This window comes from Staphylococcus sp. 231237_7MaSpsaltlick, from assembly GCF_043107035.1.
In genome coordinates this window covers 18,686-41,669 of record NZ_JBICNX010000001.1, presented here as the reverse complement: position 1 = coordinate 41,669, position 22,984 = coordinate 18,686, and the positions used below count along the sequence as shown (strand labels likewise).

The following is a 22,984-nucleotide window of genomic DNA, read 5'->3' as shown; positions in this document are numbered from 1 at the left end:
ATTTTTTAAGGAGGGAACACTTTGGGTCAAAAAATTAATCCAATCGGACTTCGTGTTGGTGTAATCCGTGATTGGGAAGCTAAATGGTATGCAGAAAAAGACTTCGCATCATTATTACACGAAGATTTAAAAATCCGTAAGTATATTGATAACGCATTAACAGAAGCATCAGTTTCTCACGTTGAAATCGAACGTGCTGCGAATCGTATCAACATCGCTATTCATACTGGTAAACCTGGTATGGTAATCGGTAAAGGCGGTTCAGAAATTGAAAAATTACGTAATAAATTAAATTCATTAACAAACAAAAAAGTACACATCAATGTTATCGAAATCAAAAAAGTTGATTTAGATGCTAAACTTGTTGCAGAAAACATTGCACGTCAATTAGAAAACCGTGCTTCATTCCGTCGTGTACAAAAACAAGCAATCACAAGAGCAATGAAACTTGGCGCTAAAGGTATTAAGACACAAGTTTCAGGTCGTCTAGCTGGAGCTGACATCGCTCGTGCTGAACAATATTCAGAAGGAACTGTTCCACTTCATACTCTACGTGCTGACATTGGTTATGCACATGCAGAAGCAGACACAACTTACGGTAAGTTAGGTGTCAAAGTATGGATCTATCGTGGAGAAGTTCTTCCTACTAAGAACACTAGTGAAGGAGGAAAATAATAATGTTACTACCAAAACGTGTAAAATATCGTCGTCAACATCGTCCTAAAACAACTGGTCGTTCAAAAGGCGGTAATTATGTAACATTTGGTGAGTATGGTTTACAAGCAACTACAACTTCTTGGATCACATCTCGTCAAATCGAATCAGCTCGTATTGCAATGACACGTTATATGAAACGTGGCGGGAAAGTTTGGATTAAAATCTTCCCACATACACCTTACACTAAAAAACCTTTAGAAGTACGTATGGGTGCTGGTAAAGGTGCAGTAGAAGGTTGGATTGCAGTAGCAAAACCAGGTAGAATTTTATTTGAAATCGCAGGCGTTAACGAAGAAGTTGCGCGTGAAGCATTACGTTTAGCAAGTCACAAACTTCCAGTTAAAACTAAGTTTGTAAAACGTGAAGAATTGGGTGGTGAAACAAATGAAAGCTAAGGAAATTAGAGACTTAACCACTTCAGAAATCGAAGAGCAAATCAAATCTTCAAAAGAAGAGCTTTTTAACCTACGCTTTCAGTTAGCTACAGGTCAATTAGAGGAAACTGCACGTATTCGCACAGTAAGAAAAACGATTGCACGTCTAAAAACTGTTGCTCGTGAAAGAGAAATTGAACAAGGTAAAGCGAATCAATAATTCAATTGAAAGAGGAGGTTACTAAAGTGAGCGAAAGAAATGATCGTAAAGTTTATGTAGGTAGAGTCGTTTCCGATAAAATGGATAAAACGATAACTGTACTTGTTGAAACATACAAAACACACAAGTTATATGGTAAACGAGTAAAATACTCTAAAAAATACAAAACTCATGATGAAAACAACTCAGCTAAATTAGGGGACACAGTTAAGATACAAGAGACTCGTCCTTTATCAGCAACTAAACGTTTCCGTTTGGTAGAAATTGTTGAAGAATCAGTAATTATTTAATTAAATAGTGAAGATAAAGGAGGTTTAACTCATGATCCAACAAGAAACACGATTAAAAGTAGCAGATAACTCTGGTGCACGTGAAGTTCTTACAATTAAAGTATTAGGTGGATCTGGTCGTAAAACAGCTAATATTGGTGACGTTATCGTAGTAAGTGTTAAAAATGCTACACCAGGTGGCGTTGTCAAAAAAGGTGAAGTAGTAAAAGCTGTTGTTGTACGTACTAAATCAGGCGTACGCCGTAACGATGGTTCATATATCAAGTTCGATGAAAATGCATGTGTTATCATTCGTGATGACAAAGGCCCACGTGGTACTCGTATTTTTGGACCTGTTGCTCGTGAATTACGTGAAGGAAGCTTCATGAAAATTGTATCATTAGCTCCAGAAGTACTTTAATAAAAACATTTATAAATATATAAATTTAAGGAGGTGCCACACATGCATATCAAAAAAGGTGACAACGTTAAAGTTATCGCAGGTAAAGACAAAGGTAAAGAAGGCAAAGTTGTTTCAACTGAACCTAAAAAAGACCGTGTCGTTGTGGAAGGTGTCAATATTATCAAAAAGCACCAAAAACCAACTCAATTTAATCCTGAAGGTGGAATCTTAGAAACAGAGGCAGCAATCCATGTTTCTAACGTACAATTATTAGACCCTAAAACGAATGAACCAACTCGCGTAGGTTATAAATTCGAAGATGGCAAAAAAGTTCGTGTAGCTAAAAAATCTGGCGAAGAAATTAAATCTAATAATTAATAACTAATTGAAAGGAGGATCCACTGTGAACCGTTTAAAAGAAAAATATAACTCTGAAGTTACTCAAAACTTAGTGAAACAATTTGACTATAGTTCAGTAATGGAAGTTCCAAAAATAGAAAAAATCGTAGTAAATATGGGTGTCGGTGACGCTGTTCAAAATACAAAAGTATTAGATGACGCTGTAGAAGAATTACAGTCAATCACTGGTCAAAAACCATTAATTACAAAAGCTAAAAAATCAGTAGCAACTTTCCGTTTACGTGAAGGTATGCCTATCGGAGCTAAAGTAACACTTCGTGGAGAAAGAATGTATGACTTTTTAGATAAATTAATCGCTGTATCACTTCCACGTGTACGTGACTTCCGTGGTGTATCAAAAACTGCATTCGACGGTAGAGGTAACTACACTCTAGGTGTTAAAGAACAATTAATTTTCCCTGAAATCGACTATGATCGCGTAAGTAAAATACGAGGAATGGATATCGTTATCGTAACTACTGCTAACACTGACGAGGAAGCTCGTGAATTGTTAACACAATTCGGTATGCCATTTCAAAAATAATCTCTAAAGGAGGCTAATTAAGTGGCTAAAACTTCAATGGTTGCTAAGCAACAAAAAAAACAAAAGTTCCAAGTACGTGAATATACTCGTTGTGAACGCTGTGGTCGTCCACATTCTGTATATCGTAAATTCAAATTATGCCGTATTTGTTTCCGTGAATTAGCTTATAAAGGCCAAATCCCTGGCGTTCGTAAAGCTAGCTGGTAATAGAAAATAGTCTGAAAGGAGGCAACAATCAATGACAATCAACGATCCAATTGCAGATATGCTAACTCGTGTAAGAAACGCAAACATGGTGCGTCACGATAAATTAGAATTACCTGCTTCTAACATTAAAAAAGAAATTGCTGAAATATTAAAAAGTGAAGGTTTCATTAAAAACGTAGAATACGTTGAAGACGATAAACAAGGGGTAATTCGTTTATTCCTAAAATATGGTCAAAATAATGAGCGTGTTATCACTGGATTAAAACGTATCTCAAAACCAGGTTTACGTGTATATGCTAAAGCTAACGAAGTACCTAAAGTGCTTAATGGTTTAGGTATTGCATTAGTTTCTACTTCAGAAGGTGTTATCACTGATAAAGAAGCTAGAAAACGTAATATCGGTGGAGAAATCTTAGGTTACATTTGGTAATAATAAATAATAAGGAGGTGCGATAACATGAGTCGTGTTGGTAAAAAAATTATTGACATCCCTAGCGACGTAACAGTAAGTGTTGAAGGTAACACAGTTACTGTTAAAGGTCCTAAAGGTGAATTATCAAGAACAATGAATGAAAGAATGACATATAAACAAGACGAAAGCACTTTAGAAGTTGTAAGACCAACTGATTCTAAAGAAGATAGAACAGTACATGGTACAACTCGTGCTTTAATTAATAATATGATACAAGGTGTTAAAGAAGGATACCAAAAAACACTTGAACTAGTTGGTGTTGGTTACCGTGCTCAAATGCAAGGTAATGACTTAATCTTAAACGTTGGTTACTCTCACCCAGTAGAAATTAAAGCTGATGACGGTATTACTTTCGGTGTAGAAAAGAATACAACAGTTACAGTTGCTGGTATTTCTAAAGAACAAGTTGGAGCTATCGCTTCAAACATTCGTTCAGTAAGACCTCCAGAACCTTATAAAGGTAAAGGAATTCGTTACCAAGGTGAATACGTTCGCCGTAAAGAAGGTAAAACTGGTAAATAATAAATAACTTTCTATAGAAAGGAGAATTAAGATGATCAGCAAAATTGATAAAAATAAAGTGCGTTTAAAAAGACATTCACGTGTACGTAGCAAATTAGCTGGTACAGCTGAGAAACCTCGTTTGAATATCTATCGTTCAAACAAGCATATCTATGCACAAGTTATAGATGATGTTAATGGTAAAACAATCGCTCAAGCATCAACACAAGAAAAAGATTTAGCTAATGAGTCTGGTTCAAAAGTTGACTTATCAGCTAAAGTTGGCGAAACTGTAGCTAAAAGAGCTAGCGAAAAAGGCGTAAAAACAATTGTATTTGACCGTGGAGGATATTTATACCATGGCCGTGTTAAAGCCTTAGCAGATGCAGCTCGTGAAAATGGTTTAGAATTTTAATTTAAAGGAGGGACATTTACATGGCTCGTAGAGAAGAAGCGAAAGAATTTGAAGAACGCGTTGTTACAATTAACCGTGTTGCGAAAGTTGTAAAAGGTGGTCGTCGTTTCCGTTTCACTGCTTTAGTAGTAGTAGGAGATAAAAACGGTCGCGTTGGTTTCGGTACTGGTAAAGCACAAGAGGTACCAGAAGCAATCAAAAAAGCAGTAGAAGCAGCTAAAAAAGATTTAGTTGTTGTTCCACGTGTTGAAGGTACTACACCTCACACAGTTACTGGACGTTTCAGTTCAGGCAGTGTATTTATGAAACCAGCTGCACCTGGTACTGGTGTTATTGCAGGTGGCCCTGTTCGTGCAGTATTAGAATTAGCGGGTATCACTGATATCTTAAGTAAATCTTTAGGATCAAATACACCAATTAACATGGTTCGTGCAACAATCAATGGATTAAAAAACCTTAAAAATGCTGAAGACGTTGCGAAATTACGTGGCAAATCAGTAGAAGAATTATACAATTAAGGAGGGAATATAAGTTATGGCTAAATTACAAATTACCCTCACTCGTAGTGTTATAGGTCGTCCAGAAACACAACGTAAAACTGTTGAAGCTTTAGGTTTGAAAAAAACAAACTCTTCAGTAGTCGTTGAAGATAACCCTGCTATTCGTGGGCAAATCAACAAAGTAAGTCACTTAGTGACAGTAGAAGAAAAATAATTTTAAGGAGGTGCCGAAATGAAATTACATGAGTTAAAACCGGCAGAAGGTTCTCGTAAAGTTCGTAACCGCGTTGGTCGTGGTGCAGCTACTGGTAACGGTAAAACTAGTGGTCGTGGACAAAAAGGTCAAAAAGCACGTTCAGGTGGTAGTGTAAGACCAGGCTTCGAAGGTGGTCAATTACCATTATTCCGTCGCTTACCAAAACGAGGTTTTACTAACATTAACCGTAAAGAATATGCTATTGTTAACTTAGACCAACTTAATAAATTTGAAGATGGTACTGAAGTAACTCCTGCTTTATTAGTAGAATCTGGTGTAGTTAAGAGTGAAAAAGCTGGTATTAAAGTACTAGGTAAAGGTTCACTTGACAAGAAATTAACTGTTAAAGCTAACAAATTCTCTGCATCTGCAGCAGAAGCTATTGATGCAAAAGGCGGAGCACACGAGGTGATCTAATGTTTGAAACGCTTGTGAATTTCTTTAAAACTAAAGAAGTTCGTAACAAGATCTTTTTTACTCTCGCAATGTTAGTTATTTTTAAAATAGGTACTTATATTCCAGCACCTGGTGTGAACCCAGCTGCTTTTGACAGTCAACAAGGTTCTCAAGGTGTCACTGACTTGTTAAATACATTTGGTGGCGGAGCCTTGAAGAACTTTTCTATCTTTGCCATGGGTATAATGCCTTATATAACTGCATCGATTGTTATGCAGTTATTACAAATGGATATTATTCCGAAGTTTTCAGAGTGGGCAAAACAAGGTGAGGCAGGTAGGAAAAAACTTAATAACGTAACTCGTTATTTTGCGATTGTACTTGCTTTTATCCAATCAATTGGTATGGCGTTCCAATTTAATAATTACCTTAAAGGTCAGTTGATCATGGATCAGTCAGTCCTTAGTTATTTATTAATCGCTGTTGTATTAACAGCTGGTACTGCATTCCTAATTTGGTTAGGTGAACAAATCACTCAGTTCGGTGTTGGTAATGGTATATCCATTATTATCTTCGCAGGTATTTTGTCTTCGTTACCTTCATCATTAATACAGTTTTATCAACAGGCCTTCGTTGGTCAAGATGATACTTCTATGGCATGGTTGAAAGTAATTGGATTAATTATTGGCATGATATTATTAACGGTTGGCGCAATATTTGTATTACAAGCTATTCGTAAAATTCCAATTCAATATGCGAAGAAACAATCAACACAACGATTAGGTTCACAAGCAACATATTTACCTTTGAAAGTTAACTCTGCAGGGGTTATCCCAGTTATCTTTGCAATGGCGTTCTTCTTGTTACCAAGAACATTAACATTGTTTTTCCCTGACGCTAGTTGGGCGCAACGGATATCTGATGTGGCAAATCCATCGAATAACATCGGTATGATTGTATATGTGGTGCTTATTATTGCATTCGCATATTTCTATGCATTTGTCCAAGTTAATCCTGAAAAGATGGCTGATAATCTTAAGAAACAAGGAAGCTATGTCCCAGGTATTAGACCTGGCGAACAAACAAAACTATATATTACTAGAGTTCTCTATCGTTTAACATTTGTAGGATCAATATTCTTAGCTGTAATTGCGATTCTGCCAATTATTGCAACCAAAGTTATGAGTTTACCGCAATCTATTCAGGTTGGTGGTACTAGCTTACTGATTGTAATTGGTGTAGCGATTGAAACAATGAAGAGTCTAGAAGCTCAAGTGAGCCAAAAAGACTATAGAGGCTTTGGTGGTAGATAAATTGTAGGAGGGCACTTATGAATATCATTTTAATGGGTTTACCTGGTGCAGGTAAAGGAACTCAAGCGAGTGAAATTGTTAAGAAATTCCCAATTCCACACATATCTACTGGCGACATGTTCAGAAAAGCGATTAAAGATGAAACTGATTTAGGTAAAGAAGCTAAATCATACATGGATCGTGGAGAATTAGTCCCTGATGAAGTTACTGTGGGTATTGTCAAAGATAGAATATCTGAAGACGATGCAAAAAAAGGATTCTTACTTGACGGCTTTCCTCGTACTATTGAACAAGCTGAAGCATTAAGTAATATTATGCAAGAATTAGATAGAAAAATTGATGCTGTTATCAATATAGAGGTACCTGAAGAAGAATTAATGAACCGCCTTACTGGTCGTAGGATCTGTGAAAAATGCGGAACAACTTATCATCTTGTATTCAATCCTCCAAAAGTTGATGGAATTTGTGATCTTGACGGTGGTAAATTGTATCAACGTGAAGATGACAACCCAGAAACAGTTGCAAATCGTTTAAATGTCAATGTTAAACAATCTAAACCTATCTTAGAATTCTATGATAATAAAAATGTTTTAAAAAACATTGATGGTTCTAGAGATATTAACGTAGTCACACAAGACGTAATTGATATCTTAGAAAATTTAAAATAAAGTCAACTTTGTACGGTCTATGTAATGCTAAAGGTATAATTAAATAAGAGTGACTATGCGTTAACGTAATTCATTTAATTTTGTTAAACTGATTAACAACACTTATAGACTCGTATGGTTAGAGTTGATTTTTGACGATAACCAACTATTTCAAAAAGGGGGAAGTTAATTAATGGCTAAACAAGATGTAATTGAATTAGAAGGTACTGTATTAGATACTTTACCAAATGCAATGTTTAAAGTAGAATTAGAAAATGGTCATGAGATTTTAGCTCATGTTAGTGGTAAAATCAGAATGAATTATATTCGCATTCTACCTGGCGACAAAGTAACAGTTGAAATGTCTCCGTATGATTTAACGCGCGGAAGAATTACGTATCGTTATAAATAATCGTCACTCCATAATATAGGGAGGTATTAAAATGAAAGTAAGACCATCAGTAAAACCAATTTGCGAAAAATGTAAAGTCATTAAACGTAAAGGTAAAGTAATGGTAATTTGTAGCAACCCAAAACATAAACAAAAACAAGGCTAATAAAGAGAGGTGTAATTAATTATGGCACGTATTGCAGGAGTAGATATTCCACGTGAAAAACGTATTGTTATTTCTTTAACTTATGTGTATGGTATCGGTACTACTACAGCAAACAAAATTGCTGAAGAAGCTAACGTATCACCTGAAACACGCGTTAAAGATTTAACTGATGATGAATTAGGTCGTATCCGTGAAGTAGTTGACAACTATAAAGTAGAAGGTGACTTACGTCGTGAGCAAAACTTAAACATTAAACGTTTAATGGAAATCTCATCATACCGTGGTATCCGTCACCGTCGTGGATTACCAGTTCGCGGACAAAAAACGAAAAACAATGCTCGTACTCGTAAAGGCCCAGTTAAAACTGTAGCTAACAAGAAAAAATAATAGGTAAAGGAGGCAAAATTTAAATGGCACGTAAACAAGTATCTCGTAAACGTAGAGTGAAAAAGAATATTGAAAATGGTGTGGCTCACATCCGTTCAACATTCAATAATACAATCGTAACTATTACTGATGAATTTGGTAACGCGTTATCATGGTCATCAGCAGGTGCACTAGGCTTTAAAGGATCAAAAAAATCAACTCCATTTGCAGCTCAAATGGCTTCTGAAACTGCTTCAAAAACAGCGATGGAACACGGTTTAAAATCTGTTGAAGTTACTGTAAAAGGCCCTGGTCCTGGTCGTGAATCAGCTATCCGTGCATTACAATCAGCTGGATTAGAAGTAACTGCAATTCGTGACGTTACTCCAGTACCACATAATGGTTGTCGTCCACCAAAACGTCGTCGCGTATAATTTTATTGTTATTGTCGCAGGTCACTGAGAAATACAGTATATATCAAGTCGACGTAATCAAGGAGGATATTGTAAATGATTGAAATCGAAAAACCTAGAATTGAAACAATTGAAATTAGTGATGATGCTAAATTCGGTAAGTTCGTTGTTGAACCACTAGAACGTGGCTACGGTACTACACTAGGAAACTCCTTACGTCGTATCCTACTATCTTCATTACCAGGTGCAGCCGTTAAGTACATTGAAATCGAAGGCGTGTTACACGAATTTTCAGCAATAGATAATGTGGTTGAAGATGTTTCTACAATTATTATGAACATTAAAAAACTTGCATTAAAAATCTATTCTGAAGAAGACAAAACTTTAGAAATTGATGTTAAAGATGAAGGCGATGTAACTGCAAGTGACATTACTCATGATAGTGATGTTGAAATTTTAAATCCTGAGATTAAAATTGCAACAGTCTCAAAAGGTGGACATTTAAAAATCCGTCTAGTTGCTAATAAGGGTAGAGGTTACGCATTAGCAGAACAAAATAAAACTAGTGATTTACCAATTGGTGTAATTCCAGTGGACTCACTTTATTCACCAGTAGAACGTGTTAACTATACTGTAGAAAATACACGTGTGGGTCAAAGCAGTGATTTTGATAAGTTAACTTTGGATGTTTGGACTAATGGTTCAATCACACCACAAGAATCTGTTTCATTAGCTGCAAAAATCCTAACTGAACATCTGAATATCTTCGTTGGATTAACTGATGAAGCGCAAAATGCTGAAATCATGATTGAAAAAGAAGAAGATCAAAAAGAAAAAGTACTCGAAATGTCTATTGAAGAATTAGACTTATCAGTGCGTTCTTATAACTGTTTAAAACGTGCAGGCATTAACTCTGTTCAAGAATTAGCAGATAAATCTGAAGCAGATATGATGAAAGTACGTAATTTAGGTCGTAAATCTTTAGAAGAAGTTAAATACAAACTCGAAGATTTAGGTTTAGGTTTAAGAAAAGAAGATTAATATAAAGGAGGTTAACTCATGGGTTACAGAAAATTAGGTCGTACTTCTGATCAACGTAAAGCGATGTTACGCGATTTAGCTACTTCACTTATCGTTAGCGAACGCATTGAAACTACAGAAGCACGTGCAAAAGAATTACGTAGTGTGGTTGAAAAATTAATCACTTTAGGTAAAAAAGGAGATTTAGCTTCTCGTCGTCAAGCGGCTAAAACTTTACGCAATGTTGAAATCTTAAATGATGATGAATCAACACAAACTGCATTACAAAAATTATTTGGTGAAGTTGCTGAACGTTATACAGAACGTCAAGGCGGTTACACTCGTATTCTTAAAGCAGGTCCTCGTCGCGGCGATGGCGCTGAATCAGTAATTATTGAATTAGTTTAATTTAAATATACGTAACTACTATGTATAAAGCAAATGAGTGCAACGATAATGTTTGCCACATACAAATATTGTCTAGCTCAGAGTACCCCATCAAAACTTAATAAAATTTAAAGCGTGAACTCAAAATATGATGGGGTGCGCGCTTTTTTATTTAGTCCCCCTTAATTCTTCAGAATTTAGGGGGACTTATGCAATTGCGAAGCAATAGCGAACTGCAGAACCTTAATTCTTCAGAATAAAAAAGGAATACATTCGATAAGCGAATGCATAAGCAGTGCTAGCTAAACAAAGTTTTAGAGTGTTGCTTATACTTATATATAGATACTGTTAAAATCAATATTGAGACCTTCTTTAATGGTAGTATATATTTAAATTTTCATGTAAAATAGATAAGGTATATAAAAAAATAGACTTACTAGTTATTGGAGGCAATAGATATGGAGACGCAAGAGCATATTATTAAATTTAAGCATGTTTCATTTAAATATAATAGTGATGAACCACTTGCGTTGAAAGATGTATCTTTTAGTATTCCAAAAGGGAAATGGACTTCCATAGTTGGACACAATGGTTCGGGCAAATCGACGATTGCTAAATTAATGGTAGGCATTGAAAAGCCGTTTGAAGGTAATATTTATTTTCAAAATGAAGCTGTTAGCCAGCAGAATTTGGATTATTTAAGGCAGCATATTGGTATTGTATTTCAAAATCCAGAGAATCAATTTGTAGGATCGACTGTTGAATTTGATGTGGCATTTGGTCTAGAAAATCATAGTATCTCATATGATGATATGAGAGCGATAGTGCCTAAAGCTTTAGATGATGTAGATATGTTAGATAGAGCAAATTATGAACCACAATCGCTTTCTGGTGGCCAAAAGCAGCGTGTCGCAATTGCAGGCGTACTTGCATTAGATACCGATATTATTATTTTGGACGAAGCGACATCTATGTTAGACCCTGCTGGTAGAAAAGACTTAATTGATTTAATTCACCGTATAAAAGAAGAAAAAGACGTAACGATTATTTCTATTACACATGATTTATCAGAAGCTGCAGAAGCTGATTACCTCGTTGTATTAAATGAAGGAGAGGTATATCAAACGGGACTACCAAACGATATTTTCAGTGATGGTGATAAACTCACTCAAATCGGTTTAGACTTACCATTCTCTATACGAATGCATAATCAATTACTAGGTAGTGTTGATTTCATAACATATGAAGGGTTGGTAAAAAAATTATGACTGTTAATTTCAACCGAGTAAGTTATGTTTATCAAAAAGGAACACCATTTGAGCATCAGGCATTAAGTGAAATTGTAACGACTTTTGAACAAGGAAAGTATTATGCAATTATTGGTCAAACAGGTTCCGGAAAATCTACACTAATTCAGCATTTTAATGGACTACTTAAACCAACAGAAGGTTTGCTTCAAATTAATGATGTGGAAATTAGTCATAAGACGAAAGATAAGTATTTGAAGGATGTTCGTAAGCGAGTGGGTGTTGTATTTCAATTTCCAGAGTCACAGTTGTTCGAAGATTCAGTAGAACGCGAGATATTATTTGGCCCAAAAAACTTTAATATGCCATTAGATGAAGTGAAGGAAAGAGCATTTCGTTTGCTCATAGAATTTGGATTTAATAGAGATATATTACAACAGTCACCATTTCAAATGTCTGGTGGGCAAATGAGAAAGATAGCTCTTACATCAATATTAGCAATGGATCCTGACATTGTTATACTTGATGAACCTACAGCGGGTCTTGATCCTAAAAGTAGAAAACAGATAATGAAAATGATAAAGAAACTTCAAGTTGAACAGCAAAAGACAATTATCCTTGTGACGCATGAAATGAATGATGTGGCGAAGTACGTGGATGAAATAAAAATTATGCAACACGGTCAACTGATAGAATCCTGTCCACCTCGCAAACTATTTAGTGATACGAATTATGTGAATCAAATGCATCTTGATGTACCAGATGTTGTAAAATTGCAACGTGATTTAGAAGACAAGCATCAATATTATTTCAATAAAATTGCTTTGACTGAAGAAGAGTTTATTGAAATGTATAAGGGGTGGCGACAAGATGAAAGATAAGTTTATTATAGGACGTTACCTTCCACTAGATACGATTATACATCGTTTAGATCCACGTGCGAAATTGATTTTTGTTTTTATATTTATTATCTTAATCTTTTTTGCGCATTCTTTTACAACGTATTTATGGTTATTTATTTCAATTATTATATTTATGAAACTAGCACAAATTAAATTTTGGTTTTTAGCTAAAGGTTTAACACCCATTTGGATTTTTCTAATATTTACGTTTTTAATGCATTTGTTCTTAACCAAAGGTGGTACAAGGTTATTTGAATTAGGATTTGTCTCAATTGATACAGATGGTATTTTAGAAGGTATTTATATAGTTTTGCGACTTATGTTTATTATTATGATTTCAACCATTATGACGTTAAGTACAAGTCCAATTGATTTAACGGATGCTTTTGAAAAACTACTATCACCACTGAAATTAGTGAAAATACCTGTACATCAATTAAGTATGATGATGTCTATTGCGTTAAGGTTTATCCCTACGTTGATGAATGAATTAGATAAAATTATATTGGCTCAAAAATCCAGAGGTTCTGAAATTAGTTCGGGTAGTATAATTAATAGAGTGAAAGCATTTGTACCTTTGTTGATTCCTTTATTTATTTCTGCGTTCCAACGCGCTGAAGATTTGGCGATTGCGATGGAAGTGAGAGGTTATGATACGAAAAAGCAAAGGACAAATTATCGTAAGCTACAGTGGCAAGTGAAAGACAGTTTAACGCTGTTACTATTATTGCCAATATCAGTAGTATTATTTGTGTTAAAATTCATGGGAGTGTAGTAAATCATGCGTGTTTTAGTAAATATTTCTTATCAAGGAAGCCAATTCCTAGGTTTTCAAATACAACAAAATGGAAGAACGGTACAACAACAATTCGAAAAGATATTAAAGCGTATGCATAAGCATGATGTGAGAATTCACCCAAGTAGTAGAACAGATAGAGGTGTACATGCAATTGAGCAATATTTTCATTTTGACACAGAGTTGGACATCCCTGAACAACAATGGCAATATGCGATGAATCGAGCATTACCCGGTGATATATATGTCAATCATGTCAGTTTTGTTAGTGATGATTTTCATTGTAGATATGATTGTGTAGGTAAATCTTACCGATATAAAATTTATCAATCTAAACACAAAGATCCGTTTCTTAATGGCTTAAAAACACATATCGCTGAAACGTTAGATATAGATAAAATGAATACAGCTGCACGATACTTTATAGGTACTCATGATTTTACAGGGTTCTGTTCGCAAAAAACAGAAGTTGTTAGCAAAGTGAGAACGCTATACGAAAGTCGTATAGAAAAAACAGAAAATGGCTTTGACTATATTGTCACCGGCTCAGGTTTCCTATATAATATGGTGCGTGTGTTAATAGCCTTTTTAATTGAAGTAGGCAAAGGAAAACGACAACCAGAAGAAATACCTAAATTATTAGAGGATAAAGATCGTAATAAAGTACCGTTTACTGCACCGGCAGAAGGGTTATATTTAGAGAAGATTTATCTAACGCCAAGTGAATTAACCACTGATTTTGGTAATGATATAAAATTACATCGAAAAAAATCTATATGAAATTACTAAATGTCGTTGACAAAATGACAAAAAAATTATACGATTACTAACGGTATTGTTTTATATCACCCACGATAAGCCCCGGAATCTTATTGTGTTACAAGATATAGAAGCACGTAGAAACAAACTATTAAAAAAATAGATGAAATTTAAGATTTAGCAAGTATAAACTATTAAATTAAGAAACATTTATTTATTCTAGGAGGACAATTATATGCGTCAAACATTTATGGCTAATGAATCAAACATTGAGCGCAAATGGTATGTTATTGATGCTGAAGGTAAAACACTTGGTCGTTTATCATCAGAAGTAGCAGCTATTTTACGCGGTAAAAATAAAGTAACTTATACACCACACGTTGATACAGGTGATTATGTAATCGTCGTTAACGCTTCAAAAATTCACTTCACTGGTAATAAAGAGCGCGATAAAATGTACTATCGTCACTCAAATCACCCAGGTGGCATCAAATCAGTTTCAGCTGGCGAGTTAAAAGCTAACAACCCAGAACGTTTACTTGAAAATTCAATTAAAGGTATGCTTCCAAGCACACGTTTAGGTGAAAAACAAGGTAAAAAATTATTTGTATATGGTGGCGCTGAACATCCACACGCTGCACAACAACCAGAAAACTACGAGTTACGTGGTTAATTAAAAGGAGGAAATTACATTGGCACAAGTTGAATATAAAGGCACAGGCCGTCGTAAAAACTCAGTAGCACGTGTACGTTTAGTACCAGGTGAAGGTAACATTACTGTTAACGGCCGTGATGTACGTAGTTATTTACCATTCGAATCATTAATTTTAGACATTAACCAAGCATTTGATGTAACAGAAACTAAAGGTAACTATGATGTATTAGTTAACGTTCACGGTGGAGGATTTACTGGACAAGCTCAAGCAATCCGTCACGGAATTTCACGTGCATTATTAGAAGCTGATCCTGAATACAGAGGTTCTTTAAAACGCGCTGGATTACTTACTCGTGATCCTCGTATGAAAGAACGTAAAAAACCAGGTCTTAAAAAAGCTCGTCGTTCACCACAATTCTCAAAACGTTAATATTGCCGAAGCTATTGCAAATTCAATTTGCATACAGGTTTGCTACACAAGTTGCTTAGTAATTTGTGTTCAATTGAACAAACGTTTAAAACTTCCCAATTTCTTGGGAAGTTTTTTTGTTTTACTTTAATAATATTTATTTGTATCAAAATGAATGACTAATCTTGTAAAGTGTCATAGTATAATTAATAATAGAAGATAATTTTAAATTTGAGGTATTTATATGAAAAATAGTAAACATAGACCTAATATATATCTGACTATAGTATTGATTGCATTCATTTTATTTGTCATCATTATGATTGCAGCTTTTAAAACATATAGTCAACATAAAGAAAATAATTATAAGTATACTAATACACCTACATTTTATTTACATGGTTATGGTGGGACAGAGAATTCCATAAAGTTCCTAATTGACTCGGCGATAGAAGAAGATATTACTCAAGAAGTAGTTAAAGCAAAAGTTTCTGAAAAGGGAACGGTGACATTTGAGGGGGAATTGTCACCTGAAGCGAAGAATCCAGTTATTGAAATTATATTAGAAGATAATACAAATAAAGATTTAAGTAAAAATGCGCAATGGATTCAACAAGTTATTATTGCTATGATGAGCCAATATCACTTTGACCAGTTTAATTTTGTCGCACATTCTATGGGTAATCAATCTTTCAGTTATTACATGCTGAATTATGGAGGTAATCAAAACTTACCAAAACTAAATAAACAAGTGAGTTTAGCGGGTAATTTTAATGGCGAAGTTGATATAAATGGTCTTGATTTAGATATTAAATTAGATGAAAATGGGAAACCAAATAAAATGCTAAAAGCATATAAAGATTTGTTACCTATGAAAACATCATACCCAGAAACAGCAAAAGTGCTAAATATTTATGGTGATATAAAAGATGGCACACATTCTGATAATCGAGTTACAAATGTTTCATCTAAATCATTAAGGTACTTAGTTGATGATAAAGTAAGTAGTTATGAAGAATTTAAAGTGATTGGACAAAAAGCTGATCATAGTGAACTTCATGATAATACTTATGTCACCGATAAAATGAATCAATTTTTATGGGGCAAATAAATTTAAAATATCACTTAATTTATTGAGTTAATTGTGCTTATTCAATAAGAGAGCTCTTGTTTTTTACAATTTGATAAATGGCACTTACGCATCAAATATAGTACATGTGTAAGTGCTATTTTATTTATATTCAAAGTTCTCTGTTGCGAGTAATTGAATTAAGTGTTTTCTGTTACCTTCTCCATAAACATGTGGTTGAATCATAATTTCGTCAGCATCAAAGTCATTCATCATTACTTTTAATTTGGAGATGACTTCTTTAGGTGAACCTACTATAACTCGATTATTCTGTTGACTCATTTTTTCAACTTCTCTCGAAGAAAATGATTTTTGTTTCACATAGTTCACAGAGGGATAGAATTTTGGTTGGTCTAAATAACCAATACGCAATAACCACAAATGGAACGCATAAGATAAATCTTGACGTTGATGTTTATTATTTGCCGTAATTACAAAAGAAGTCATGATGACATAAGGATGATTTGTAGGATACTGTGCTTTGAATGAAGAACGATAATGAGTTATTACAGATTTAATTTGTTCCTTATCTTGCCCCATATTGGCAATAACAAAAGGTAAGCCTGTATTAGCAGCGAGAGTTGCACTTTTTTTACTTGTACCCAAAACAAACATTTTTGGCTTAGTGTCGATAAGTGGCATCACATATAAATCTGTATAGCGATGATTTATATTGTTCTCACTGTCACTATTAAAATAAGTTATCAGATCATCAATTTGATTCTCATAATCAACAGGTATTGTTTTGTGCTCATTCAAAGCTTTATTTACATTCTTATAACTCTTAGAATGACCAGTACCTAAGTTCACTCTACCAGGGTGTCTAGCTTCCATAGTTTTAAATACTTCAGCCACTTTATAAGCACTATAATGTGGTAACATAACACCCCCGCTTCCAATTTGAATTGAACTAGTATTTTCTAACAATGACATCATAATCATTTCGGGGGCACTAGATGCTACTGAAAAGACTTGATGATGTTCAGCAACCCAATAACGTGTGTAATTTAGCCTTTCAGCTAATTGGGCTAATTCAACAGCATGGTTTAATGCTTGAGTAGCGGTACGTCCTTCAAATATTGGTACATAATCTAAAATACTAAGTTTCAATGTACAATCTCCTAACGTGATAAAACGAATGATATGTTTTATAAATTAGCAATAGCATAACACGTAATTGAAATAATGAATAAGCGATTTGATTGATTGATGAAAAGTATGCCTTTAGAATAAAGTCAAACAATGAATGGAGGTAATATAATGAACACAGAAAGAATTGTATTAGCAAAAAGACCTGAAGGCATTCCATCCGATGATGTATTTAGATATGAAACTGTGGAAGTAGAAGAACCGAAGCAAGATGAAATTCAAATAGAATCGTTATATATATCAGTAGATCCTTACATGCGTGGTCGTATGGATGATAGTGAATCATATGTAGCCCCATTCCAATTAGACGAACCTATGAATGGTCATGTAGTAGGAAGAGTTACTGTATCAAATGTAGATGGATTTACAAAAGATGACATTGTTACCGGCACGTTTCCTTGGCAAAAAATAGTTAATATAAAAGCCAAACATGCTATTAAAGTGAGCCAAACTGATATTCCTTTATATTTATATCTTAGTGTTTTAGGTATGACTGGGCAGACTGCTTATCATGGTTTACTAAAAATCGGCCAACCTCAAGAAGGTGAAACAGTTGTAGTATCAGCTGCATCTGGTGCAGTTGGTTCAGTTGTAGGTCAAATTGCAAAGTTAAAAGGCGCACATGTAGTTGGTATTGCAGGCGGTAGTGAAAAAACCAATTATTTAACCGAAGAACTAGGTTTTGATGCAGGCGTAGATTATCAAGCGAATGATTTTGCTGAACAATTGGCAAAAGCAGTACCGAACGGCGTAGATGTCTATTTTGAAAATGTAGGCGGTACAATCGCAGATGAAGTTATGAAACATCTTAATCAGTTTGCTAGAATCCCAGTTTGTGGTGCAATTTCTGGTTATAATAATACAGAAATTGAATATGGCCCTCGAATCCAGCCAATCATTATTAAATCACAAGCATTAATGCAAGGATTTATTGTTGCTAATTATGCAGATGATTTCCCAAATGCTAGTAAAGAACTTGCACAGTGGGTTCAAGAAGATAAAATTAAGACTAAGACATCTGTTAAAAAAGGTTTTGACAGCTTACCAAATGCCTTTAGAAACTTATTTACAGGCGATAATTTCGGAAAACAAGTTGTTCAAGTTTCAGATAATGTATAATCAAGAAAGGAGTGCATACGATGAAAGCGATAGGTGCAGATAAAAGTTTTAATCTAGAAGATGGCAATTTATTTTATGAGTTTGCTGTTGATACTCCCAAACCTGAACAATATGAATTATTAGTACGTGTTGAAACAATTAGCGTTAACCCTGTAGATACAAAAATCAGAAAAACAGAGGTTGAACAAGCGCCAAGAATTTTAGGTTTCGATGCGGTAGGTGTGGTAGAAGCAGTGGGCGATGGTGTTAGTCACTTTGATATTGGAGATGAAGTTTTTTATTCAGGATCGCCTAAATACCAAGGTTCCAATCAATCTTATCAAATTGTTGATGAGCGTTTAGTAGCGAAAAAGCCAAAAAATATATCTAATGTGGATGCAGCAAGTCTTCCATTAACCGGTTTAACTGCTTACGAAACACTATTTGATGTTTTTAAAATATCATTTAATCCAGAAGAAAATAAAGGTAAATCTATTTTAATCATAAATGGTGCTGGTGGTGTAGGGAGTATAGCCACACAAATCGCTAAGCACTATGGCTTACATGTTATCACTACAGCATCGCGTGAGGAAACACACCAATGGTCTAAAGATATGGGTGCAGATATCGTGTTAAATCATAAGAATGATTTAGCCGAAGAATTTAAGAAATATGAAATTAGTGAAGTAGATTACATTTTCTGTACTTTTGATACGGATATGTATTATGAAAAAATGATTGAATTAGTAAAACCAAGAGGAATGATTGCAACGATTGTTGCTTTCAAAAATAAACAAGATTTAAACTTGCTGAAACCAAAGAGTATTACATTTACTCATGAATTTATGTCATCAAGACCTATTCATGAAACCGAAGATATGCAAATTCATCGTGATTACCTTACTGATATTTCTGAAAAAATAGAAGCGGGTATATATAAACCGACCGTGAATGAAGTGGTAGATGGCTTAACTGTTGAAACTTTATATGATGCCCATGTTAAATTAGAAAATCAAAGTATGATTGGTAAGCTAGTAATTAAACTTTAAAAATTAAAACTAACAAAATTATTACTTTAAAATTGAATATAAAGTGAAGCATCTTCTATAATTCATCATGATATGATGGCTAAGAAGATGCTTTTTTTATTTAAAGTAATATATATATATAAATTTTATAATATGCATTATATTATAAAATTTACGAATACATGTAATGAGATAGGGTATGTAAGTTACATAAAAGTATAGGGAGTGTGTAATTTTGACATGCGTTTAAACAAATTAACGGTTGTATTTTGGGTAGCATTATCAATTTGTACTATGTTTGTTGTATATGGTGCAATATTGCCAAAACAACTAGAAACAGTAACACAAAATATTACAAATTTTATTGCATTAAATTTTGGTTGGTACTATTTATTATTGGTACTTGTCATATTACTTGTGTGTGTTTATCTATTATTCTCTAGATATTCATCGATTACATTAGGTGAAGATGGAGAGGACCCAGAATTCTCATTGAAATCATGGTTCGCCATGTTATTTAGTGCTGGTATGGGGATAGGATTAGTCTTTTGGACTACAGCAGAGCCAATCAGTCATGCATTTACGTTAACACCTTTACATAAAGCAGGTACGCAAACTGCAATTAATGATGCTATACAATTCTCATTTTTTCATTGGGGGGTACATGCTTGGGCAGTTTATGGCATTGTGGGATTAATATTTGCTTATTTTAATTTTCACAAAGGGTATCCAGGACTAGTAAGTGCGACGTTAACACCAATATTAGGTTCTAAAATGATGAGAGGACCAATAGGTGGTTCGATTGACGTATTAGCGATTATTGCTACTGTAACAGGCGTAGCAGCAACACTTGGATTTGGGGCATTACAGATTAATGAAGGATTGAATTTTTTATTTGATATACCTTCAAATTTTACAACTCAAGTAATTATTATTGTTATAGCAACGATATTATTTACTTGGTCAGCTTGGTCAGGGATTAATAAGGGGATCAAAACACTAAGTAATATTAATATGATACTCGCTTTTCTAGTACTCATTGCATTATTTTGTGTTGGCCCCACTTTAACCATATTAAATACTTTTACCAATTCACTTGGTGATTACATTGCAAATTTCTTTAATATGAGTTTACGCATTCCGCAATCAGGTGGCGAAAAATTCCAATGGCTACAACAATGGACTATTTTCTATTGGGCTTGGTGGATTTCATGGGCCCCATTTGTTGGTATATTTATTGCACGTGTTTCAAGAGGTAGAACAATTAAGGAATTTATTTTAGGAGTGTTGTTTGTACCAGCCCTTGTTTGTTTCTTATTCTTTGCAGTATTCGGAGCATCTGCCATTTATTTACAACAACATGGTATTGCAAACATTGCGAAAGAGGCAACAGAGACTGCTACATTTGCCACTTTAGAACATTTCCCATTAGGGTTCTTGTTAAGTATAGTGACATTAATAGTGATTATGATTTTCTTTGTAACTTCAGCAGACTCAGCAACATACGTTTTAGGCATGTTAAGTTCTAAAGGTAGTATCAATCCTAAAGGTATTGTAAAAGTTAGTTGGGGTATCATATTGGCTTTATTTGCAATGATTATGATATACACTGGCGGCACTCAATCTATACAGAACCTATTAATTATTGCTGCTTTACCATTTTCGATTGTCATTATATTTATGATATGTTCACTTTTTAAATCATTAGCAATTGAAAAACCAAGGCCGAGTAACAAGTTGCTCGTGCCAGATGACAAACTTTTGCAATATCGCATTGCAAATCATCCAGAACTAGCTGACCAAGAAATAAAAGATAATCAATAAAGCGGACTAACAAATTTGTTTTGTAATAAAAATTAAAAATTAAATTCAATAAAAATGTTTCTAAGAATTTTTTTAAGGGTAGTAGTTTTGTATGACAAGTACATATTACCAAAGCATAGGAGGTGTCATACGAGGTGAAACGACTTAAGAATTTTATCCTAGGCATATTAATTGTAGTAATCGTTGGATTCTTACTCTTCATGTATATTCAAGATTCTAGAATTAGCCAGTATCAAGACTATTTTAATCAGTTTAACTGGTTTGAACCAACTCTAATTGGTTTAGCAGCGTTACTCATTATTATTGGTCTCATATTAGTATTCAGCTTGTTTAAACCTACGTATAGAAAACCCGGACTATATAAAGATTTCGAAGATGGTCATATTTATGTATCGAGAAAAGCAGTTGAAAAATCTGCATACGATACACTTACGCAATATGATCAAATACGTCAACCAAACGTGATTGCAAAACTTTATAACAAGAAAAAGAAATCACACATTGCTTTAAAAGCAGATTTCTTCGTTCCTGGTGATGTTCAGGTTAATTCTTTAACTGAAGAGATTAGAAATGACATCAAGCAAAATGTCGAGCATTTTACAGAATTACCAGTATCAAAATTAGAGGTTAATGTTAGAGATCAAAAAACCTCAGGCAAACGTGTGTTGTAAGGGAGGGTTATCATGGCTAACAATAATAACCAAAATGGACAAGATTCTACTCAAGAAGTTGTTGAATTTTTCAAAATGTTTAAATGGAGAATTATTGGCTTCTTAGCATTTCTAATCATAGCAATATTATTTTTAACTTTAGGTTTCTGGAGTACAATTTTAATTCTAGTATTATGTTTGATTGGAATTGGAGTTGGGTATACTAAAGACCGTAAGCAAGACTTTTTAAATTTCCTTAATCGATGGAGTTAATCGATTAACTTGTATGTATTCTAATGGAGTTAAAAATTTTAAAACAAATTATATAAGGTAAAGGAGAATGTAATATGGCAGTAGACAACAATAAAGCTAAACAAGCTTATGACAACCAAACAGGAGTTCAAGAAAAAGAACAAGAAAGAAGACAAGAGGAGCAAACTCAAGAGCCTCAATTTACTAATAAATTATCGTTCTCAGATGAAGTGATTGAAAAAATTGCAGGTATTGCTGCACGTGAAGTTAGCGGTATCTTAGAAATGAAAGGCGGATTCGTCGACAATATTTCTAGTTCATTTGGTAGCAGTAACAATGTTACACAAGGTGTTAGCGTTGAAGTTGGAGAAAAACAAGCTGCTGTTGATTTAAAAGTAGTATTAGAATATGGCGAATCAGCACCAAAAATCTTCCGTAAAGTAACTGACTTAGTTAAAGAACAAGTTAAATATATTACTGGTCTTGACGTAGTTGAAGTTAACATGCGCGTTGAAGATGTTATGACTAAAAAAGAATGGTCTCAAAAAAATGAAAAAAACCAAAACTCAGACAATGAAGAAAAAGGTTTACAATAATTAATAACCATTCAATTTAAATAAAAAGGTCCGAAACAGTTAATGTTTCGGGCCTTTTTTTAACTACTATTTTTTATTTATGAAAATTATTAGTATATACACATGAGTGTTAAC

General features: G+C 34.1%; 36 protein-coding genes. 35 read left to right on the top strand and 1 reads right to left on the bottom strand.

Annotated features, from left to right (window positions below):
- The first annotated feature begins 21 nt into the window (after nucleotides 1-21).
- The 29 genes from rpsC (at nucleotide 22) to ACF91D_RS00125 (ending at nucleotide 16,255) form a co-directional block, all read left to right on the top strand.
- Nucleotides 22-675, top strand: coding sequence for a 30S ribosomal protein S3 (gene rpsC / locus ACF91D_RS00265; protein ID WP_017722928.1), 654 nt, complete (start codon nucleotides 22-24; stop codon nucleotides 673-675).
- Nucleotides 676-677: 2 nt separating this feature from the next.
- A complete protein-coding gene (gene rplP / locus ACF91D_RS00260; RefSeq protein ID WP_017722929.1) occupies nucleotides 678-1,112 on the top strand; it encodes a 50S ribosomal protein L16 in 435 nt (144 codons plus the stop codon).
- Nucleotides 1,102-1,311: a 50S ribosomal protein L29 gene (rpmC, locus tag ACF91D_RS00255; RefSeq protein ID WP_002482620.1), complete on the top strand. Its 210-nt coding sequence runs from the start codon at nucleotides 1,102-1,104 to the stop codon at nucleotides 1,309-1,311. Before rplP ends, rpmC begins: the two co-directional genes overlap by 11 nt.
- A gap of 26 nt (nucleotides 1,312-1,337) precedes the next feature.
- Nucleotides 1,338-1,601 (top strand): 30S ribosomal protein S17, encoded by a 264-nt coding sequence (gene rpsQ / locus ACF91D_RS00250; RefSeq protein WP_002482621.1) that lies wholly within the window; start codon nucleotides 1,338-1,340, stop codon nucleotides 1,599-1,601.
- Nucleotides 1,602-1,632: 31 nt separating this feature from the next.
- On the top strand, nucleotides 1,633-2,001 hold the full coding sequence (gene rplN, locus ACF91D_RS00245; RefSeq protein ID WP_039069497.1) for a 50S ribosomal protein L14: 369 nt from the start codon (nucleotides 1,633-1,635) through the stop codon (nucleotides 1,999-2,001).
- Nucleotides 2,002-2,043: 42 nt separating this feature from the next.
- Nucleotides 2,044-2,361, top strand: a complete 318-nt coding sequence (gene rplX / locus ACF91D_RS00240; protein WP_017722930.1) for a 50S ribosomal protein L24 — start codon at nucleotides 2,044-2,046, stop codon at nucleotides 2,359-2,361.
- 25 nt (nucleotides 2,362-2,386) lie between these two features.
- A complete protein-coding gene (gene rplE, locus ACF91D_RS00235; protein ID WP_017722931.1) occupies nucleotides 2,387-2,926 on the top strand; it encodes a 50S ribosomal protein L5 in 540 nt (179 codons plus the stop codon).
- A gap of 21 nt (nucleotides 2,927-2,947) precedes the next feature.
- Nucleotides 2,948-3,133 carry a type Z 30S ribosomal protein S14 gene (locus tag ACF91D_RS00230; RefSeq protein WP_002482625.1) on the top strand — a complete coding sequence of 62 codons (186 nt, stop codon included), beginning with the start codon at nucleotides 2,948-2,950 and terminating at the stop codon, nucleotides 3,131-3,133.
- 31 nt (nucleotides 3,134-3,164) lie between these two features.
- Nucleotides 3,165-3,563, top strand: a complete 399-nt coding sequence (gene rpsH / locus ACF91D_RS00225; RefSeq protein ID WP_017722932.1) for a 30S ribosomal protein S8 — start codon at nucleotides 3,165-3,167, stop codon at nucleotides 3,561-3,563.
- Between the two features lie 27 nt (nucleotides 3,564-3,590).
- Nucleotides 3,591-4,127 (top strand): 50S ribosomal protein L6, encoded by a 537-nt coding sequence (rplF, locus tag ACF91D_RS00220; RefSeq protein WP_017722933.1) that lies wholly within the window; start codon nucleotides 3,591-3,593, stop codon nucleotides 4,125-4,127.
- A gap of 31 nt (nucleotides 4,128-4,158) precedes the next feature.
- Complete coding sequence (rplR, locus tag ACF91D_RS00215; RefSeq protein ID WP_017722934.1) at nucleotides 4,159-4,521, top strand: 50S ribosomal protein L18; 363 nt, start codon at nucleotides 4,159-4,161, stop codon at nucleotides 4,519-4,521.
- A gap of 20 nt (nucleotides 4,522-4,541) precedes the next feature.
- The gene (gene rpsE, locus ACF91D_RS00210; protein WP_017722935.1) at nucleotides 4,542-5,039 is read left to right on the top strand and encodes a 30S ribosomal protein S5; all 498 of its coding nucleotides are present in this window, start codon (nucleotides 4,542-4,544) and stop codon (nucleotides 5,037-5,039) included.
- Between the two features lie 16 nt (nucleotides 5,040-5,055).
- Nucleotides 5,056-5,235: a 50S ribosomal protein L30 gene (rpmD, locus tag ACF91D_RS00205; RefSeq protein ID WP_002482630.1), complete on the top strand. Its 180-nt coding sequence runs from the start codon at nucleotides 5,056-5,058 to the stop codon at nucleotides 5,233-5,235.
- 18 nt (nucleotides 5,236-5,253) lie between these two features.
- Entirely contained in the window at nucleotides 5,254-5,694 is a 441-nt protein-coding gene (gene rplO / locus ACF91D_RS00200; RefSeq protein WP_039069496.1) for a 50S ribosomal protein L15, read from the top strand.
- Nucleotides 5,694-6,986 (top strand): preprotein translocase subunit SecY, encoded by a 1,293-nt coding sequence (gene secY, locus ACF91D_RS00195; RefSeq protein WP_039069495.1) that lies wholly within the window; start codon nucleotides 5,694-5,696, stop codon nucleotides 6,984-6,986. The genes rplO and secY overlap by 1 nt, the downstream gene beginning before the upstream one ends.
- 17 nt (nucleotides 6,987-7,003) lie before the next feature.
- Nucleotides 7,004-7,654 carry an adenylate kinase gene (locus tag ACF91D_RS00190; protein ID WP_039069493.1) on the top strand — a complete coding sequence of 217 codons (651 nt, stop codon included), beginning with the start codon at nucleotides 7,004-7,006 and terminating at the stop codon, nucleotides 7,652-7,654.
- A 172-nt stretch (nucleotides 7,655-7,826) separates the two neighbouring features.
- A complete protein-coding gene (gene infA / locus ACF91D_RS00185) occupies nucleotides 7,827-8,045 on the top strand; it encodes a translation initiation factor IF-1 (protein ID WP_001118443.1) in 219 nt (72 codons plus the stop codon).
- 31 nt (nucleotides 8,046-8,076) lie between these two features.
- Nucleotides 8,077-8,190: a 50S ribosomal protein L36 gene (gene rpmJ / locus ACF91D_RS00180; RefSeq protein WP_002471372.1), complete on the top strand. Its 114-nt coding sequence runs from the start codon at nucleotides 8,077-8,079 to the stop codon at nucleotides 8,188-8,190.
- Nucleotides 8,191-8,211: 21 nt separating this feature from the next.
- Entirely contained in the window at nucleotides 8,212-8,577 is a 366-nt protein-coding gene (rpsM, locus tag ACF91D_RS00175) for a 30S ribosomal protein S13 (protein WP_002482635.1), read from the top strand.
- A gap of 23 nt (nucleotides 8,578-8,600) precedes the next feature.
- Nucleotides 8,601-8,990 carry a 30S ribosomal protein S11 gene (rpsK, locus tag ACF91D_RS00170; RefSeq protein WP_002482636.1) on the top strand — a complete coding sequence of 130 codons (390 nt, stop codon included), beginning with the start codon at nucleotides 8,601-8,603 and terminating at the stop codon, nucleotides 8,988-8,990.
- 75 nt (nucleotides 8,991-9,065) lie between these two features.
- Nucleotides 9,066-10,010, top strand: coding sequence for a DNA-directed RNA polymerase subunit alpha (locus ACF91D_RS00165; RefSeq protein WP_017722939.1), 945 nt, complete (start codon nucleotides 9,066-9,068; stop codon nucleotides 10,008-10,010).
- 18 nt (nucleotides 10,011-10,028) lie between these two features.
- The gene (rplQ, locus tag ACF91D_RS00160) at nucleotides 10,029-10,397 is read left to right on the top strand and encodes a 50S ribosomal protein L17 (protein ID WP_017722940.1); all 369 of its coding nucleotides are present in this window, start codon (nucleotides 10,029-10,031) and stop codon (nucleotides 10,395-10,397) included.
- 437 nt (nucleotides 10,398-10,834) lie between these two features.
- The gene (locus tag ACF91D_RS00155) at nucleotides 10,835-11,644 is read left to right on the top strand and encodes an energy-coupling factor transporter ATPase (RefSeq protein ID WP_107549642.1); all 810 of its coding nucleotides are present in this window, start codon (nucleotides 10,835-10,837) and stop codon (nucleotides 11,642-11,644) included.
- Nucleotides 11,641-12,504, top strand: coding sequence for an energy-coupling factor transporter ATPase (locus ACF91D_RS00150; RefSeq protein ID WP_039069490.1), 864 nt, complete (start codon nucleotides 11,641-11,643; stop codon nucleotides 12,502-12,504). The genes ACF91D_RS00155 and ACF91D_RS00150 overlap by 4 nt, the downstream gene beginning before the upstream one ends.
- The gene (locus tag ACF91D_RS00145; protein WP_039069489.1) at nucleotides 12,494-13,300 is read left to right on the top strand and encodes an energy-coupling factor transporter transmembrane component T family protein; all 807 of its coding nucleotides are present in this window, start codon (nucleotides 12,494-12,496) and stop codon (nucleotides 13,298-13,300) included. Before ACF91D_RS00150 ends, ACF91D_RS00145 begins: the two co-directional genes overlap by 11 nt.
- 6 nt (nucleotides 13,301-13,306) lie before the next feature.
- Nucleotides 13,307-14,101 (top strand): tRNA pseudouridine(38-40) synthase TruA, encoded by a 795-nt coding sequence (gene truA, locus ACF91D_RS00140; RefSeq protein ID WP_039069488.1) that lies wholly within the window; start codon nucleotides 13,307-13,309, stop codon nucleotides 14,099-14,101.
- Nucleotides 14,102-14,315: 214 nt separating this feature from the next.
- A complete protein-coding gene (gene rplM, locus ACF91D_RS00135) occupies nucleotides 14,316-14,753 on the top strand; it encodes a 50S ribosomal protein L13 (protein ID WP_017722945.1) in 438 nt (145 codons plus the stop codon).
- Between the two features lie 19 nt (nucleotides 14,754-14,772).
- Complete coding sequence (gene rpsI, locus ACF91D_RS00130) at nucleotides 14,773-15,165, top strand: 30S ribosomal protein S9 (RefSeq protein ID WP_017722946.1); 393 nt, start codon at nucleotides 14,773-14,775, stop codon at nucleotides 15,163-15,165.
- A gap of 223 nt (nucleotides 15,166-15,388) precedes the next feature.
- Nucleotides 15,389-16,255 carry an alpha/beta hydrolase gene (locus tag ACF91D_RS00125; RefSeq protein WP_327620710.1) on the top strand — a complete coding sequence of 289 codons (867 nt, stop codon included), beginning with the start codon at nucleotides 15,389-15,391 and terminating at the stop codon, nucleotides 16,253-16,255.
- A 120-nt stretch (nucleotides 16,256-16,375) separates the two neighbouring features.
- Here ACF91D_RS00125 and ACF91D_RS00120 read toward each other — a convergent pair whose 3' ends face one another.
- Nucleotides 16,376-17,383 (bottom strand): LLM class flavin-dependent oxidoreductase, encoded by a 1,008-nt coding sequence (locus ACF91D_RS00120; protein ID WP_327620709.1) that lies wholly within the window; start codon nucleotides 17,381-17,383, stop codon nucleotides 16,376-16,378.
- A 150-nt stretch (nucleotides 17,384-17,533) separates the two neighbouring features.
- Between ACF91D_RS00120 and ACF91D_RS00115 the strand changes: the two genes are divergently transcribed.
- The 6 genes from ACF91D_RS00115 to ACF91D_RS00090 all read left to right on the top strand — a co-directional run bounded on the left by ACF91D_RS00115 (nucleotide 17,534) and on the right by ACF91D_RS00090 (nucleotide 22,870).
- Entirely contained in the window at nucleotides 17,534-18,541 is a 1,008-nt protein-coding gene (locus tag ACF91D_RS00115) for an NADP-dependent oxidoreductase (protein WP_069792427.1), read from the top strand.
- Nucleotides 18,542-18,561: 20 nt separating this feature from the next.
- Complete coding sequence (locus tag ACF91D_RS00110; RefSeq protein ID WP_039069482.1) at nucleotides 18,562-19,569, top strand: zinc-binding alcohol dehydrogenase family protein; 1,008 nt, start codon at nucleotides 18,562-18,564, stop codon at nucleotides 19,567-19,569.
- A 219-nt stretch (nucleotides 19,570-19,788) separates the two neighbouring features.
- Entirely contained in the window at nucleotides 19,789-21,372 is a 1,584-nt protein-coding gene (locus tag ACF91D_RS00105) for a BCCT family transporter (protein WP_119584772.1), read from the top strand.
- Nucleotides 21,373-21,506: 134 nt separating this feature from the next.
- Complete coding sequence (amaP, locus tag ACF91D_RS00100) at nucleotides 21,507-22,043, top strand: alkaline shock response membrane anchor protein AmaP (RefSeq protein WP_017722952.1); 537 nt, start codon at nucleotides 21,507-21,509, stop codon at nucleotides 22,041-22,043.
- Between the two features lie 12 nt (nucleotides 22,044-22,055).
- A complete protein-coding gene (locus ACF91D_RS00095) occupies nucleotides 22,056-22,295 on the top strand; it encodes a DUF2273 domain-containing protein (RefSeq protein ID WP_327620708.1) in 240 nt (79 codons plus the stop codon).
- Between the two features lie 74 nt (nucleotides 22,296-22,369).
- A complete protein-coding gene (locus ACF91D_RS00090; protein ID WP_069792429.1) occupies nucleotides 22,370-22,870 on the top strand; it encodes an Asp23/Gls24 family envelope stress response protein in 501 nt (166 codons plus the stop codon).
- The last annotated feature ends 114 nt before the right edge of the window (nucleotides 22,871-22,984 follow it).